The organism is Pseudoteredinibacter isoporae (assembly GCF_011602085.1).
In the GTDB taxonomy this organism is placed as follows: Bacteria; Pseudomonadota; Gammaproteobacteria; order Pseudomonadales; family Cellvibrionaceae; genus Pseudoteredinibacter; species Pseudoteredinibacter isoporae.
Map to the genome: position 1 here is coordinate 1002858 of NZ_JAAONY010000001.1, position 16313 is coordinate 1019170.

At 50.0% G+C, this 16313-nt stretch carries 13 protein-coding genes; 6 read left to right on the top strand and 7 right to left on the bottom strand.

The features are described 5' to 3' along the window. Positions 1-110: 110 nt before the first annotated feature. The gene (gene argA, locus G8768_RS04335) at positions 111-1424 is read right to left on the bottom strand and encodes an amino-acid N-acetyltransferase (protein ID WP_166850789.1); all 1314 of its coding nucleotides are present in this window, start codon (positions 1422-1424) and stop codon (positions 111-113) included. Positions 1425-1551: 127 nt separating this feature from the next. Beyond that, complete coding sequence (gene argE, locus G8768_RS04340; RefSeq protein ID WP_166850785.1) at positions 1552-2724, bottom strand: acetylornithine deacetylase; 1173 nt, start codon at positions 2722-2724, stop codon at positions 1552-1554. A gap of 213 nt (positions 2725-2937) precedes the next feature. Between argE and G8768_RS04345 the strand changes: the two genes are divergently transcribed. From G8768_RS04345 to G8768_RS04365, 5 genes are read left to right on the top strand one after another with little or no spacing between them, the layout of a single operon-like run. Next, positions 2938-3672 carry an ABC transporter ATP-binding protein gene (locus G8768_RS04345; RefSeq protein ID WP_341800968.1) on the top strand — a complete coding sequence of 245 codons (735 nt, stop codon included), beginning with the start codon at positions 2938-2940 and terminating at the stop codon, positions 3670-3672. Beyond that, positions 3665-4669 (top strand): HlyD family secretion protein, encoded by a 1005-nt coding sequence (locus tag G8768_RS04350; protein ID WP_166850782.1) that lies wholly within the window; start codon positions 3665-3667, stop codon positions 4667-4669. The genes G8768_RS04345 and G8768_RS04350 overlap by 8 nt, the downstream gene beginning before the upstream one ends. Beyond that, positions 4666-5832: an efflux RND transporter periplasmic adaptor subunit gene (locus G8768_RS04355; protein WP_166850779.1), complete on the top strand. Its 1167-nt coding sequence runs from the start codon at positions 4666-4668 to the stop codon at positions 5830-5832. Before G8768_RS04350 ends, G8768_RS04355 begins: the two co-directional genes overlap by 4 nt. Beyond that, entirely contained in the window at positions 5829-7025 is a 1197-nt protein-coding gene (locus G8768_RS04360; RefSeq protein ID WP_166850776.1) for an efflux RND transporter periplasmic adaptor subunit, read from the top strand. The genes G8768_RS04355 and G8768_RS04360 overlap by 4 nt, the downstream gene beginning before the upstream one ends. Beyond that, a complete protein-coding gene (locus G8768_RS04365) occupies positions 7025-8260 on the top strand; it encodes an ABC transporter permease (protein WP_166850773.1) in 1236 nt (411 codons plus the stop codon). The genes G8768_RS04360 and G8768_RS04365 overlap by 1 nt, the downstream gene beginning before the upstream one ends. A gap of 60 nt (positions 8261-8320) precedes the next feature. Here the strand turns inward: G8768_RS04365 and G8768_RS04370 are convergent, their stop codons facing one another. The 5 genes from G8768_RS04370 to G8768_RS04390 form a co-directional block, all read right to left on the bottom strand. Then, a complete protein-coding gene (locus G8768_RS04370; RefSeq protein WP_208020070.1) occupies positions 8321-10639 on the bottom strand; it encodes a TonB-dependent receptor in 2319 nt (772 codons plus the stop codon). A 301-nt stretch (positions 10640-10940) separates the two neighbouring features. Then, positions 10941-11567, bottom strand: a complete 627-nt coding sequence (locus tag G8768_RS04375) for a LysE family translocator (protein WP_166850770.1) — start codon at positions 11565-11567, stop codon at positions 10941-10943. 42 nt (positions 11568-11609) lie between these two features. Beyond that, on the bottom strand, positions 11610-12014 hold the full coding sequence (locus tag G8768_RS04380) for a hypothetical protein (RefSeq protein ID WP_166850766.1): 405 nt from the start codon (positions 12012-12014) through the stop codon (positions 11610-11612). Between the two features lie 212 nt (positions 12015-12226). After that, positions 12227-13495, bottom strand: coding sequence for an inorganic phosphate transporter (locus tag G8768_RS04385; RefSeq protein ID WP_166850763.1), 1269 nt, complete (start codon positions 13493-13495; stop codon positions 12227-12229). A gap of 81 nt (positions 13496-13576) precedes the next feature. Continuing rightward, complete coding sequence (locus G8768_RS04390) at positions 13577-14257, bottom strand: TIGR00153 family protein (RefSeq protein ID WP_166850760.1); 681 nt, start codon at positions 14255-14257, stop codon at positions 13577-13579. A gap of 287 nt (positions 14258-14544) precedes the next feature. On the opposite strand from G8768_RS04390, the gene tfpB reads away from it, so the two are divergent. Further along, entirely contained in the window at positions 14545-16308 is a 1764-nt protein-coding gene (tfpB, locus tag G8768_RS04395; protein WP_166850757.1) for a type IV pilus assembly ATPase TfpB, read from the top strand. The last annotated feature ends 5 nt before the right edge of the window (positions 16309-16313 follow it).

The following is a 16313-nucleotide window of genomic DNA, read 5'->3' on the forward strand; positions in this document are numbered from 1 at the left end:
GATATGATCTGGATCAAGAGTGGCGCGATAGATAATCCAAAAGGATTAATTAATGAGCTGTATTCATATCGAATACAGCTCATTGGGTGTCAAAGTCGGAATGGTGATGATTATTTGTCTATTTTTTTGACGAAGACTTTAGAGTTGCGCTGATAATTATAAAACGACTGTTTTTCGTCAGGCAGGATCGCAACATTCGCAGATTCAAAACCTTGCTCAATAAACCAGTGGGCAGTTTGCGTGGTCAGGGTAAACAGCTGTTCAAAGCCGAGCTTTTTGGCCTGGCGTTCAATATGTTTCAATAATTTGGCCGCTCGACCGCCGCCCTGATATTCTGGTGCGGTGACAACGCAGGCAAGCTCGCCTGAATTGGCGGAGTTAAACGGATACAAGGCCGCACAGGCGATAATGGCTCCGTCCTTTTCCATCACTGTGAAATGTTCAACTTCCATTTCCAATCGCTCACGAGAGCGACGTACCAGTACCCCCTGTTTTTCCAGTGGGCGAATCAAGTCCAGAATGCCGCCAACATCACTGATGCGTGCGCGACGGATAAGTTCATAGCTGTCGCGATACACCATCGTTCCGGCTCCGTCACGGGTGAAGAGTTCCTTGAGTAATGCCCCATCGTCGCCGTAATTGAGCACATGTGCCCGCGCTACACCTTGATCACAGGCGCGATAGCAGGCTTCCAGAGCAAGGCGATGATCATTCAGGTCGCCATCCTGGCCCAGTGTAGCCTGACATTCGAGCAGGGTGAGTTCGCGATAGAGTTCGCCTTTGGCGTTGTAGGCGCCGTCTTCTGAGCAGAAGGCGATCAGCTTGTCGGCTTTCAGATCGATGGCGACACGGGTGGCCAGCTCGGCGTAGGACAGGTTAAAGGTTTCGCCGGTGGGGGAATAACCCAGCGGCGAAATCAAAACCAGTTGGCGGTTATCCAGCATGGTGTCGATAGCATCGGTCGCCAGCTTGCGCACTTTGCCGGTATGTTGCAGATCGACACCATCAATGACACCGATTGGCATAGCAGTGACAAAGTTGCCCGCGACGACCTGGACATATTCTGCGCCTTTCGGTGCATTCAGGTGGCGGCTGAAGAATGCCGCTTCAATTTGATTGCGCACTTCACCGATAGATTGGCAAACCAAACCCATGCTCTCAGGGTCGGTCACGCGTTTGCCTTTATGCAACTGGCTTTCAATTCCGGCGGCTTCAAAGCGAGATTCAATTTGCGGACGAGCACCGTGAACCAACACCAGGCGAACGCCCAGGCTGCTCAGCAGATTAATATCACTGACGATATTCAGAAAATTGTCGTGGGCAATCGCGGCGCCCGGCAGCATCAGAACAATGGTTTTGCCACGCTGCGACTTGATGTAAGGCGTGGTATCACGGAACCATTTTACATAGTCTTGCTTGTTCACTTCGGTAAACTCTTATGGATTTTAAGGTATTGAGTATAGCCCGCGTACTGGACGAATTAAAAGCTGTGCAGCTGTTCGGTACCGGGTGCTTTAGCCATCTCTCGATGGTTTTCGTTTTAAGCGCTTATCATCGTCGCGGGGAGGACGGCAGACAGAAGCGTTGAATAAGGCCGCAGAGAATATCGATCGCCGGAGCAATCTGTTCCTGGGCGATAAATTCATTGGGTTGATGGGCTTGATCGATACTGCCCGGGCCCAGTACCAGGGTTTCAATGCCCAATTGCTGCAGAAAGGGCGCTTCCGTAGCAAAAGCGACAGCCTCGCTATCGTGTTGGCTAAGCTCTTCGGCGGCTTGAACCAGCGATGAGTGTTTGTCTTCGGCAAAGGGCTCAACGCCCCCAAAGAGCGTTTCCATCTCAATGCGCACCTGGCGCCTTTGGGCAACCTGTTCAACACGCTCTCGAATGGACTGTCGTAACTCTTCATTGCTCATGCCGGGAATGGCGCGCAGATCGAATTGCATTGCGCAGTCAGCGCAGATCCGATTGGGATTGTCTCCGCCGTGTATGCAGCCGAAATTCATGGTGGGGGTGGGCACTGCAAAGCCGGGATTGCTGTACTGTTCCTGCAGTTCTCTGCGGAAGCTCATCAGCTCGCCCATGACTTCGTGCATGGCTTCCATGGCATTGTTACCCAGATCCGGGTTGGAAGAATGCCCACTTTGACCCGTGATGCGAAGCTCCTCCATCATAATGCCTTTGTGCATATAAATAGGCTTCAAACCGGTGGGTTCGCCAATCACGGCGTAGCGAGCCTGGCCCTCTTGGTTAAACCCCTGACTGGCCAATGCATTGGCTCCGCTCATGGAGCTTTCTTCGTCGGCAGTGGCGAGAACGATGAGCGGCTGTTCAAATTCGGCGTCTTCAAAGCGTTCAACCGCCGCCAGAATTGTTGGGAAAAACCCCTTCATGTCGGTCGCGCCCAGGCCGTAAAAACGCTGGTCTTTATCTTCCAGGGTAAAAGGGTCGCTCTGCCAGCGCCCTTCATCATAGGGCACCGTATCGGTGTGTCCGGCCAGTACCAGGCCGCCTTGGCCGGTACCGCGTGTGGCGATCAGATTGGCTTTATTTTCATGGCCATCTACCGGCAGTATCTGCACTTCAAAAGACAGCGCCTCCAACCAATTGGCCAGCGTGTGAATAACGGTGATATTGCCCATATCCCATTGTGGGCTGTGGCTACTCACAGAAGGAATTTTTACCAATTCAGCGAGGCGTTGGCTAAACAGCTTTTCGTTCATGCTGGGTAATCCATTGGGCAATAAAGCTCTACTGTGGATCATTGTCTGGGGATTTGCAATGTTCGCCGTTGAGTCGATAACTGTCGAGTTATGAATGGCGTGTTGCCCGGAATTCTTTCAATGTGATCGGGTAGCCTGAAGCTTGACCTACAACCTCAGCTATGTATGCTTTCGTCATAAAATATTAATAATAGATGATCAGAGGAAGATCCGGTGAAGCCTGCCAGCAGTTCACATGCCATTATTGATACACCCGCCACTGAAGCGCATCCAACCTCCAGTGTTATCCAGTTAAATGCGCTCAATAAAGTCTACCAAACCGGTGATTTAAAGGTGGAGGCGCTAAAGTCCGTCAGCTTGCAAGTTCAACAAAATGAGTTTGTCGCTGTAATGGGGTCATCGGGTTCCGGAAAATCCACCATGATGAATATTCTGGGTTGTCTCGATAAGCCCAGCGGGGGCGAATACTGGTTGAATGGACGCAATGTGGCGGCCCTGGATGATGCTGAACTGGCCTCAATTCGTAATCATGATATTGGTTTTGTTTTCCAAACCTTCCATTTACTCCCCCGTTTAAGCGCATTGCAAAATGTCGCATTACCTTTGCGTTATGCTGATGTTGAGCGTCGCGAAGCGGCCGCGAAAGCCAAGGCTATGCTGGAGAAAGTGGGCTTGGGACAAAGAGTGAATCATTTGCCCCACGAGCTTTCTGGTGGACAGAGGCAACGGGTCGCTGTAGCGCGAGCGCTTATCAATAATCCCAAAATTATTCTTGCTGATGAACCGACGGGAAACTTGGACAGCAAAACGTCGCTGGAAATCATGAGTTTATTGCAGGAGCTGCATCGTCAGGGACAAACCATCGTATTGATTACGCACGAAGCCGAAATCGCCGAGTTTGCCCAGCGATTGCTGATCATGCGAGATGGAGAGCTGCTCAATGAATAGCCCCGTATTTGTTTGCAAAATTGTGAAAAACTTTGTGATGTCCATATTCCTGGTCGCACCTTCGTTATTGCTGGCTGAACCTTTGTTGGTAAGTGGTTTTGTCGAGGCACGATACAAACAACAGTTCAGTACTCCTGACTCGGACAGTTGGCAGCTTCAAATCAAGTGGTTGGCAAAAGAAGGGAAGTTGGTCGAAGCGGGGGAAACCGTAGCAATTTTTGACTCGGCGGCGGTTGAATCTGAAGTGGAGGCGGAAGAAGCCAAGCTCAGGAAAACCCGGGCGGAATCGCAGAAGAAAGAACAAAAACTCCGTCTTGAATTGCTTGAGGCCGAATCTCTGATGCGCGTGGCTGAGTTGGAATTGGAAAAGGCCGTACTGGAAGCTTCGATACCCGAAACGCATTTGACGAAAATTGTTTACGAAAAAAACCAGCTTGAAAAAAAGAAAATGACCTTGGCTTTACAAGATAGGAAGCAGGCGTTTACACAGAAGAAAGTCGAGCTTTCAAATCAGCTTGATATTGCTGAAATTCAAATTCTGGCAGCAAGCTCCGAGCTGAAAAGAAAGCAAGTCATGTTGGCGGGTTTAAACCAGAAAGCCGAGCGAATGGGGACAGTTGTTTACGTTAGGCACCCTTGGTTCGGAAGGAATATTCGTGCCGGGGATACGGTGCAAAAGAACTTCACGGTGCTTGAAATTCCCGATACCAGCCAACTTTATATCCAGGGCTGGTTGAATGAAGTGGATATTGCCAGGGTGAAAACCGGACCTGTAGAAATCTATATTGATGCCCTTAATCAAGAGAAAGTTAAAGGTGTATTACGTTCTGTGAGCCAGCAGGGGGAGTCTCGCGCTGCTTGGGGTGATGCCTCTTATCACGCATTGGAAGTCGAGGTGGACGACCCCGAGTTTGATGTCTCGAAACTGTTGCCGGGAATGAGTGTGATGTTGAAGGTTCCCACTTCAGCAACGAGAAAAGGAGTTCGTCAGGGATGAGGTGCGTAAAATTTGTGCCGGCATTGGCCGTGCTTCTGTTATCCGCGTGCTCTTTTGAACAGGGTGATGGTTACAAGGTTGGACTTGAAACGGTTGAGTTAAGTATCGATAGTACGGGTGAATTGATTTCATCCGATTCAATCAAAATAGGGCCGCCATTCATCAAGCACACTTGGCGCTACAAGATTACCTATATGGCCAGCGAGGGGGCTGAGGTTAAAGAAGGTGATCGTATTTTGGCCTACGATGGCCAAGAACAGATGAGGAAGTTGCAAAAGAGCAACTCCACTTTGCAGGCCGAAAAGAAAAAGTTGGAAAGCGAAAATCTGGTCAGTGAAAAAGCCGCTCAGGATCTAAAGCTGTCTCTATCTGAAACCCGAATGCAATTAAAGAAAGCCAGGCGCAAAGCCTCCCAGGACGGTGATTATGCAGCTAAGTTGGACGTCAAACGACTGATTGTCGACTTAAAGATTGCTGAACAAAAACTACTGCTTGAGCAGTCTCGTCTGGAAAGTAAGAAGGCTGAATCGCTCATGCAGCGTAAAATCACTGAATCTGAAATTGCTCGATTGTCGGCTGAGGTTCAGGCTCACCAGCACGCCTTGAAAAGTCTGGACGTTACCGCAAAAAAGTCAGGTGTTGTCGTGTATCTTAAAGATTTTGAGGGAAATAAATTTGCAGTTGGGGACTCTGTGTTTATGTCCCAAAATGTTCTCGAAATTCCCAACCTTGACAAGATGCAAGTAAAAACGACCATTCAGGAACACCACTTTTCCCATTTGGAACTGGGTAAGGAAGTTCAGGTCCGCCTTGATGCATTGCCGGACAAGGTTTTCAAGGGGCGATTGTTGCAACTTGGAAAAATTGTTCGCATGAAGGCCCATGATGATCCCAGCATGGTTTACGATGCCTTGGTGGAGCTGGAGGAAACAGACCCGAATATTATGAGACCTGGAATGGCTGTACGTTTGAACATCGTTCAGCAGAAACTGGATGATGTTGCTGCTATCCCTAAACGTTTTGTGAAATATGAAGATAAGCAAGCTTATGTGGATGTTCAAGGCTGGTTTGGTCGTCACCGTCAGGATATTAATATCGCGGGTTTTCTTGAAGACAGGGTGGTTGTCGATCAAGGGTTGGAAGGCGGAGAGCGATTACTATGAAAAAGCTCTTACTGCTGTCTTTACTGTTGAGTGTTCAGGCGTGCACCGAACAGCGGCAGGAACAAACGATTTCCGTTGTGGTTGAAAAAAAGGACTTTGAGGTTCTGTTGCGTGCAAAAGGGGAATTGCACGCTAAAGACAATAAACGAGTTTCGGCCCCCGTTAGTTCAATGCATGCTCTGCGACTGGAATGGTTGAAACCGGAAAACAGTTTTGTCAAAGAGGGGGAATTGCTGGCACGTTTTGACGCGAGCCGATACCAGTTGATTCGCCAACGGGCCATGTGGTCTTTGCAGCAGCATTCTCTGGCGAAAAATAACACCAAAACAAAACTGAATATCGAGCAGCTGTCGGTGCTCAGTGAGAGCAACGTGGTTGCTGCTGAAATGGAAATGAGCGAACGTTTTTCTGTAGATGACCTGCTGGTTTATAGCAAAAATGAAATTGCGGACCAAATGCTGGATAAGGAATATTTAGGTTCAAAACAGGAATATCTGGATTGGCGAAAAGACACTTCTTCTGCCCAGGGCAGCGCACAATTAGCCGTTCATGAAGTTAAGGAACAGTCTGAACAGCGCACGATTGAGCGAAACGATAAAGTGTTAAAGCAGCTTAATATCTATGCGCCCCAGGATGGTGTTTTTGTACACCATAAAAACTGGCGAGGAGAGAAGGTTCAGGTTGGGCAGCAGCTATTGTCGGGCAGTAAGCTCGGTAGCATTCCTAATCTGGAGGCGCTCCAGGCCAAGTTGTATGTATTGGAGAGTGAGGCGCTCGGCATTGAGCCGGGGCAATCCGTGAAATTAAATTTGGACGCATTCCCTGACAAAGGCATTCGTGGAGAGCTTCTCTCTATTTCTTCCGTGGCATCGCCACGTTCACAAAGAAGTCCAATTAATTACTTTGAAGTTATTGTGCAGCTGGAAGAAACGGATCCGGATTTTATGCGTCCTGGTCAGCGCCTTGAAGGGCAGATAGCAATTGTAAGCAAGCCCGATACATTAACGGTACCGCGACAAAGCCTGTTTTCAAAAGATGGTTTGTTCTGGGTGTATGTGAAAATGGGAGATGCCTATGAGCGCCGTGTTGTTAATCTTGGAGTGCGCAGTCTGAGTCGTGTAGAAATCCGCGCCGGCCTTGAAGCGGGTGAGTCAGTGGCTCTCAGCCTGCCAGAAAATATAGTGGGGTCATAATGGCGCTTAGAGATGATTTTATTGATGCCGTGGACCAGTTGTGGCACCACAAATTGCGTACTCTGTTGACCTTGCTGGGCATTATTTTTGGTGTAGGCGCTGTGATTGCCATGATCAGTGTCGGTGAGGGGGCTGAAGAAGAAGCCTTGCGCTTGATTGATTCCATGGGTGTTAGAAACTTGATCGTCGAAGAGCGTGAGATTGACGATGAACGTTTAAAAGAGCTTCGCAAGCATTCAATTGGTTTGTCGTTGGGTGATGTCGAAGCTGCTCTGGATACCATGCCTTTTGTTGTGAATTACTCAGCAGAAAAAGATTTGGATGTGCATACGCTGTTTAGTCCCCATGCCCAAGGTGAAAGTAAAGTGCAGGGCGTGAGTGAAAGCCATTTTAAGCTGTCGCGCAACGGCATGCTGTTGGGGCGTTGGTTTACCGAAGACGACAGCCGTAGATTTGCCCAGGTGGCCGTGCTCAGTGAAGAGGCGGCAGCCCAGCTGTTCCCCCAGCGCGAAGCGATGGGGGAAGTCTTCAAGGTAAATCATGTTTGGCTTGAAGTTGTGGGTGTTTTGAAGAATAAACAATTATCCAAAGACAGCTTTCAGGGTGTTGAATTGTCTGTGGATGGCAATGTGATATATCTACCACTCAGTACGATTCAAAAACGTTTTAAGCACCCAGTGCTCAGCAGTGAGCTTGATCGCATGAAGCTGGAGCTTGCACCGGGAATTTCTCCAACAGCTGCGGCTAAAGGCCTCGAACATCTTCTGCTCAAGCGTCATGGCCAGGAAAAGGATTTCGATGTATTGGTGCCAGCGGCTTTATTGCAACAACATAAAGCTACTCAACGTATATTTAACATCATCATGTCTTGTGTGGCCGGTATTTCCCTGTTGGTTGGGGGAATCGGGATTATGAATATTATGTTGGCGAGTATTTTGGAGAGAACCAAAGAAATTGGTTTGCTGAGAGCGGTTGGAGCTACCCAAAGAGATATTCGAAATCAGTTTATTGTTGAGAGTTTTGCTATCTCAGCCCTTGGCGGTCTTTTAGGTATATTTTTGGGTTTTGCCCTGGCGGCAATTATTTCGGTTTTTTCCGGTTGGCCAGTTGCTTGGTCCCCGGTGGCGGTTTTAGTTTCGGTCGTGTTTTGTTGTGGGGTGGGTTTGTTGTTCGGGATTTATCCGGCCATTAAAGCGTCTAGACTGGATCCGATTACGGCTTTGCAAAGAGAATAAACCCTCTGGCCTTGTGGCCAGAGGGTAAGTTGTTTTTAAATCGAGTGATTCGAACTTTGCTTAAAAGTTTGCTTCCAGGGTAAAGCTTACCTGGCGTGGCGCGCCGAGAAACAGTTCCCCGACTCCGGCATCGTTGCGAATGATGTATTCCTCGTCCAGCAGGTTGTTCACTTGTACGTAGGCACCAAACTTATCCCACTCGTAGCCTGCGCGCATATTCACAAGCCAGCGTGAATCATTATCCGGGTCATAAGTAGGTTGGCCTACTTGAGATTGTGTCCAGGGGGTGTTGGTGGATTTGGATTCATCGGTATAGTTGGCATTGGCGTTGAATCTGAAACCATTGTCGCCGTTGTAGGTAACGCCCATGTTGCCGGTCCATTCCGGAGAGCCGGCGAACGGACGTCCTGACAAATCATAGGTCGCGGTTGGTAGAATTAACTGGAATTCCTTGAACTCAGTTTTGGCTCGACCGATGGAACCATAGACACTGATTTCATCATTCACAACGAAACTGGTTTCCAGCTCGACGCCTTTGACTTCCGAGCTGCCCGCGTTGCGAGTTTCGGTGTCGTAGCGGTTACCTGAAAGCTGTACAGACACTTGCTGGTCCTGCCAGTCCAGGTAGAAGACGTTGGCATTCACCGTTAAGCGTCTATCCATCCATTGCGAGCGGAACGACAGCTCGTAGTTATCGGTAAATTCCGGATCAAACTGGTAGTTGTAGCTTTTGGCAATGTTGCTGCCCACACCGCCGGAACGATAACCCTTTTGATAGGTAAAGCTGGTGCTCAAGTCATCATTCCAGTGATAGCTTACGCCCAGTTTTGGCAGTACTTCACTGAAGTCAGCGTCAACAAGGGGTTGCACACCCGAAGCATCGGCAGCCATTTGAAACAGCTGCGCATTCAAACCCGTGACCAGTGCGGCCAGTTGTGGATTAGTGACGAAGTTTGCAGGATTGGGTAAGGCATTGGCATTGTCGATACTGATGCGCGTATCGCTGCTGTTTTCCTGGCTTTCTTTATCCCAACGAATTCCGGCGAACACTTCCCATTGATCATTAATACGATAACTGGCATCGGCGAAGAGCGCTCTGGTTGTAACGGCCTGGGTGAGGTCTGCATTGCGGCCGAGAATAACCGGGTCGACAGGTGCATAGATGCCCAAAACCATATTGGCCAGGTTTTGCGGTAAGCCCAGACCATGTGGTGCAGGCGCCACCAGCAAGGATGGAACTCCGAGAGATTGCAGAGAAATTTGCTGGCTACCGCGAACTCGGTCATCAACGTCCAGATCTGAATAGTAAGCACCAATTAAGCCTTGAAAGTTTTCGTATTCAAAACTCAGGCGAAATTCCTGACTGCTGGTTTCATCGACACGTTTGTCATCAAGAGTGGAGCCGGGTGTTGGGCCAGCGTCGCCATCCCACAGATAACCGTAATCTGCATCGGTATAGGTGCTGATGGATTTGAACGTCCAGTTATCGTTCAACTCGTAGCTCAGCTCCAGCGTAAAGATATCAGTTTCCGTGAATTCGGTAATGGGATCATTATGCGTTTTGATGCGGTGGTCAAAGGGACTGACGCCGGCCGGAGGGGTATTGGTATAGCGTATACCTTCATCGGCATCGGTATAGGAGTAGCTCAGCAGTGCTGAAAACTCGGGCAGGCTGCTGGGTTCCCAAAGTAATTTTGCGCGCAGGTTTTTTGAGTCAAAAAAGTCCGGGTTCTCATTGCGTGTCGGATTGAAGTTATAACCGTCCCACTGACGTTGTTCGCCTGCTAAACGAAATGCCAGCTCGTCTTCAACAATGCTGCCACCAAAGGCAAACGCGCCTTCACGGCGACCATCCTGACCGCCTCCGAGACGGAATTTGGCATCCCATTCATGGCTTGGGTTTTTGCTGTTCATAACAACGGCGCCGGCCAGAGCGTTTCGACCCTGCAGGGTCGATTGCGGGCCTCGCAACACTTCCACCTGTTGCAAATCCCAGGTTGAAAATGCGCCCTGTTGTACAACGCGGTAGGGCATAACGGCGCCATCGATATACACGCTGGTCAGGTAGCTGTTTCCGCTGCCGGAGACATTAAAAGCATCAATGCCTCGGATATTAAAAGTAACCCCAGGTTGCGCAGTAATATTGGCAGTGCGTTCCATGACTTCATAAAAATCACGAATCCCCTGTTCTTCCATGGCAATGTCTGTGACTACGGCAACCGAGGCTGCGGTATCTTGCAATGAACGGCTGGTTTTCTGGCCGGTCACGATAATCTCTTCCAGCGCACCGGGCCCGGGGGCATCTTCAGCAAAAGAATTGGCACTTATGGCCATGGGTAAAACGAGCGCTGCAAAGGGCAGCCTGCTTCCTGATTTCATTGTTCTCCGCCTTGTATTGATCTTGTTCTTAATATTGATAATAAAAATGGTTCGCAATTGTATTTAAGGTTTGCGCCCAAGTAAATTAGAACTAAGCGAAATGTATTAGAAGTGGGTATATGGAGACGGTTTTGGGGGCGTATGTGTCAGGACTTGTGACGCTGGAGTAGGCTGCAGGGCGTAAACATCAGAGAGCAGGGAGGGAGAGGTGTAATTCAGTTGAGAGCGTTGGCTTTGGATCAAGTTTGCTGTGGGCAATCTGGAGATTTGAACTCCCGGGTTGTGCCACAGCGGGAACCGCTTAGCGTTCAGTAGTCGCAAGCTTGATGGCGAGAATTGCGAACACCCCGCCAGCGATTTGATTGAGTCTGAGCTGGGCTTGGGGAGAGCGGCGCAAATAGGCGCTCAAAAAACCAGACAAAATGGCGATCATTGAGAAACAGATTAGGGATACTGCCATAAACACCGCGCCCAATATAAAAACCTGTACGCTGACATTCGCGGTGTCTGCTTGGGTAAATTGTGGCAGGAAGGCGAGGAAGAATATCGCTACCTTCGGGTTGGTGATGTTCATAATAATGCCACGGCGATAGTACGCCGAGGACGAAAGCCGGGTATCCCCCTCGGCATCGATTTCTTGTGTTCCGGCACGAAAAGCTCCCCAGGCTAAATACAGGAGATAGGCCGCCCCAATCATTTTCAGCGCAGTAAAGGCAACAGTACTGACCTGAAATAAAGCTGCGACACCGGCCGCGACCGCCAGTGTGTGAACAATTAATCCTGTACACAAACCCAGAGTGATAAAAATCCCTGCACGAGGCCCGCTCATTGCTGATTGGGTCAGGACAAAAATATTATCTGGTCCGGGAGCAAAGGCAAGTAGTGTGGAGGCGGTGATAAAAGCGAGAAGAATTTCTAAACTAAACATCAAGGCAGCATAACATTATGCCGCCCTGTTGTGTGTGCAGAACTAGGATTTTAATCGGCGGTGCTGCATAGGGAAACAAACAAAGTATAAAAAGCCACTGAAAAACAAAGTGCCCAGTAAAATATCCTGCAGTTGACCGGCGGCGATGATTTGCATAAAACCATAGGTTAAGGCAATGGCCATCGCGCCGCGACTGTAAGAATCATAACGAAGCGTGAAGAGTTGTTGCCAGTTTTTGTGAGCCGGGTTCAAGAGAATATTAATGCTCAGGCGTGTAAGCTCAATGCCGGCAAACAGCAACAGTGCCGCTAACAAAACATCACCAAAGTGTTGTCCCAGGCCGGAGGCAAGATAAATACTGATGATGACGCTGAGTGCCGCAGCGGAGACTAAAACGATGAGCGATTGTAAGCGTTGACTCGGTACACTCAGTGGGGTCTTTATCATTTCCCTGGCTCCCGCTTGATCTGAAATTAAAGGCTAAATCCGTATAGCGTCAAAAATGGCGGTATAACAGATTTCAGTGTAGACCAGCCTGGAAGATGGATTGTGAATTTTTTTTGAAAGCGCCGGAGGGGACGTGTGCCTCGAACTTTGAGGCTGAAGGGATAGACCATGGATGCCGGATGGCATCCATGGGAGCGGCGTATCGCTGTTGCTTAGCCGAAAATATTCTTGAACAGGAAGAAAAAGGCGATGGCCAAACCGGCGCCTGCAGGTAGAGTGATAACCCAGGACATGGCAATGGTGCCAATAACGCGCAGGTTGAGTGCGCCAATGCCGCGTGCCAAACCTACACCCAGAATCGCGCCGACCAGCGTATGCGTGGTGGAGATAGGCAAGCCAGTGCCGGAGGCCAATACCACGGTACCCGCAGCGCCCAGCTCGGCGGCAAAACCACGGCTTGGGGTCAGTTCGGTAATTTTCTTACCCACTGTGGCAATCACCTTAAAGCCATAGGTTGCCAAACCCAGTACGATACCTGCGCCACCCAGCAATAAAATCCAGCTTGGCATGGTGGACTTGGCCGCCACCGCACCGCTCTGAATCACATTCACAACGGCAGCCAAAGGACCTACGGCGTTCGCCACATCGTTGGAGCCGTGAGCAAAAGCCATGGCACAGGCGGTGAAGACCATCAGGATGGCAAAGACTTTTTCAACACTGGCAAAGCGATTGTTTTCGTCTTCCTGGTACTTCACTTTACTCAGCAAATACACACCAAATGCAGCAACGCCAACGCCAATTATGGCGGCAATACCAATGGATTCAATAAAGCTCAGTTTGAAGCCGGAGTCTTTGAAGACATGCTTCAGACCTTTCAGAATGGTCACCATTGCGATCAAAAAGCCAACCGCAAACATATAAACCGGAATATAACGCTTAGCGTTTGCGAAAGGATTGTCGGTATCCAGAATCAGTTTTTGAACACTGCGGAACAGGAAGAAAGAAATCGTACCGGCCAGTACCGGGGAAACCACCCAGCTGGCAACAATTTTTAACACCTTGCCCCAGGCAACCGCATCGACGGAAATACCTGCAGCCGCAAAACCGACAATGGCACCGACAATTGAGTGGGTCGTCGATACCGGCCAGCCCATGATACTGGCAATCAACAGCCAGGAGCCTGCCGCCAGCAGTGCCGAGAGCATCCCGTAAACCAGGAGTTCCGGCGTGTCATCAAACAACCCTGGGTCGATAATGCCTTTGCGGATTGTCGACGTAACTTCCCCACCGGCGAGGTAGGCGCCTAAAAACTCAAACACCATGGCGATAAGAATCGCTTGTTTGATGGTCAGGGCTTTTGAACCTACAGAAGTACCCATGGCGTTGGCGACGTCGTTGGCACCAACACCCCAGGCCATAAACAGGCCAAACATACAGGCCATAATTAAAAACACATTGCCGTATTCTGCGAGCACGGTCATAGTAAACTCCACATCATTCTTATGGCACTCGAAAGATCGAGCGCTGTATCAATCTAATTGTTGTTTTTGTTTGTTCAGCGCTTAGCGAGCAATGAGCAGTTGCAGGCGTGAGCCCACTTTTTCAGCTCGGTCTGCCAGATCGCCAACCCATTCGATGACTCGATACAGGAACATTACCTGTACGGGGGGCAGATCTTCTTCGATTTTGAACAGCGCCAGACGCATCTGGATTTCCAACTGGTCGGTGTGGCTCTCTTGGGCGTCCAGATCTTCGATCAGCTTTTCAACCAGATCCATCTCACGGCCGGAGAAACCGGTTTCCAGAAGTTCGTCCAGCTCATTGATGGCTTTATGGGCCATGCGGGCGGTATCCACCGCGGCTTGAACAAGAGCTTGTAACTCGGGCGCGATCGCAGCGGGGGGGACCATTTGGCGGCCCAGCATAATGCCGGCGATGTCTTTGGCTCGGTTGGCAATCTTGTCCTGCATGGCCAGCAGTTCCAGCAAATCGGTACGTGGCACTGGCAAGAACAGGCTTTTAGGCAGGTGACGACGCAGTTCGCGCTTTAATTCATCCGCCTCATGCTCTTTATTGGAGATTTCTTTTTGTATCTGTTCTGCTTTTTCCCAGTCATCGCCGGTGGCGGCAACAAAGAATTCCAGCAGTAATTCGGCCGCCGCTGTGGCGACTTTCATATGCTCCTGCATAGGGGTAATGGGCGACTTGCCAAACAGGCTCGTCAATGGGTTAGCAATAACCATAAATAAGCTCCCTATCGGGGGTTAATTCGGGCTTGCCGGAGGGTCGGCAAAGTGGGCGCAGTATAGTGCCAGCCGGGCTGGGCGTCATCACAAATATGACAAAAAAATGAACTTTATATGACGGCGGCTGATCTAGCTCTAGTTAGCGCCAGTTCTGGCTTTCGCCTGAAAAGCCCCCCTGATAATCTGCTGTGCGCTAAGCCTTTGATTTGCTGTATGATTTGTCGTGATATCGCGATTGACTATGCTAAGCTAGCCACCGTGCAAAGTAAGAGTGAGAGCCCACTATGAATGCCGTTTCGGACCGACTATTAAGTTTACGCAGCGTACTGGATGACTTGCGCTCGGATGGGCGACTGAGTCTGGCCGATGCCAATGTCCTGATCGGCTCCAGCCGCAGCAAAGAAGAAGCGGCCATGCACCCTCTAACCTATATTGCCAATCAGCGTCTGGATGACCAAAGCCAGGAGGGCGCCATTCTCAATGCCGAGGCCTTAACCCGCTGGTTGGCCGAGAAGTCGGGTTTGCCTTTTCACCACCTGGACAGTTTGAAGTTGCGGGCGGCGGAAGTGACGAAGGTGATGTCTTTTGCGTTTGCCAAGCGTCACGACATTCTCTGTGTGGAAGTGACGCCTGAATACATTACCATCGCCTGTAACCAGCCCTACAACAACAGCTGGGTTGAACAGCTTGAGCATGTGGCTCGCAAAAAGGTACGGCGAGTCTTTTCTTTCCCCGGGGATGTCGATAAGTCCCGCACAGAAATCTACGCACTTTCACGTTCCATTTCCGGAGCCAAATCCATGCCGGGCGGCAGCTCGGTCAGTAACTTCGAACAGCTGCTGGAACTGGGCAAGCTGAAAGATCCGGAAGCGAACGATCAACATATTATTAATATCGTTGACTGGCTGTTGCAGTACGCTTTCGATCAGCGCGCCAGTGATATTCACCTGGAGCCCCGCCGCGAAACCGGCAAACTGCGTTTCCGCATTGATGGCATTCTTCACACCGTATATGAGTTGCCCAAAGGTGTGGCTACGGCGGTGTTAAGCCGTATGAAAATTCTCGGTCGCATGGATATTGCTGAAAAGCGAAAGCCCCAGGATGGCCGTGTAAAAACCAAACGGCCGGATGGCAGCGAAGTGGAACTGCGTTTATCCACTCTGCCCACGGCTTTTGGTGAAAAACTGGTGATGCGAATCTTTGATCCCGATGTGCTGTTGCGCAGTTTCGAAGATCTCGGTTTGGTCGGCGACGATTTGAATCGCTGGCAGGATATGGTTGGCCGTCCAAATGGTATTGTGTTGGTCACCGGTCCAACGGGCTCCGGTAAAACCACCACCTTGTACACCAGCCTGAAATCCCTTTCGACCAGCGAAGTGAATGTCAGCACCATTGAAGATCCCATCGAGATGGTGGAAGAAAGTTTCAACCAAACTCAGGTGCAAAATAATATTGGTCTCGACTTTGCCGCCGGTGTTCGCACCCTGATGCGACAAGATCCCGATATCATTATGGTGGGTGAGATCCGGGATAAGGAAACTGCACAGATGGCCTCCCAGGCGGCACTGACCGGACACCTTGTGTTAAGTACCTTGCACACCAACGATGCTGCCGGTGCTTTGAGTCGATTGCTTGATTTGGGTTTGCCGGCTTATATGGTGCGCTCCACCCTTACTGGTGTTGTTGCCCAGCGTTTGGTCAGAACCCTGTGCCATCACTGTAAAAAAGAAGCGCCGGTAGATTTGGATTTATGGAATTCACTGGTCGCCCCCTGGAAAGTGACCCCGCCGCCTCATATTTATCAGCCGGCCGGCTGCAATGAATGCCGGCACACCGGTTATCTGGGGCGTCAGGGAATTTACGAGATTTTACTGCTCAGTGAATCGCTGCGCGGTTTAATCAGTGATGATCTCGACCTGCAAACCATGCGCAAAGAAGCCATGCGCGAAGGTATGCGCACATTGCGTCTGTCCGGTGCTCAAAAAGTCTCTGCGGGGACAACAACTATTGAAGAAGTGATTCGTGTGGCACCGCCGCCAGAGAAGTAAGCCGT